Source organism: Mesorhizobium sp. M8A.F.Ca.ET.161.01.1.1, assembly GCF_004792105.1.
Classification (GTDB): domain Bacteria; phylum Pseudomonadota; class Alphaproteobacteria; order Rhizobiales; family Rhizobiaceae; genus Mesorhizobium.
Genome location: NZ_SRTD01000232.1, coordinates 1 through 343, shown reverse-complemented (window position 1 = coordinate 343; position 343 = coordinate 1). Strand labels below are relative to the sequence as shown.

At 61.5% G+C, this 343-nt stretch carries 1 protein-coding gene; it reads left to right on the top strand.

Features of this window, described 5'->3' with window-relative positions; translation table 11 throughout:
- Positions 1-93 precede the first annotated feature (93 nt).
- On the top strand, positions 94-343 hold a 250-nt coding region (locus EN804_RS35475; protein ID WP_189602194.1), incomplete at its 3' end, for a P1 family peptidase.

Genomic DNA, 343 nt, shown 5'->3' with positions numbered 1-343 from the left:
CCTGATCGCGGCTCGTCGCCGACATCAGGCGTGTCACGTTTTGCGTTGACAGTGCCTGATGGTGGCGGGATACCGGGAGAAAAGGGAAAAGGCATGGCGGCACTCACCAATCTTCTGACTGACATAGACGGCGTTTCGGTCGGCAATGTTACCGATCTTTCCCTCGGTTCCGGTGTTACGGCGATTGTTTTTGAAAAGCCCGCCATTGCCTCAGGTTCTGTTCTGGGCGGTGCGCCTGGCGGGCGTGACACGGGCCTGCTCGACCCGGCGATGACGGTTGAAACCGTGGATGCCTTCGTGCTGTCGGGCGGCTCGGCCTTTGGGCTGGATGCGGCAGGCGGCG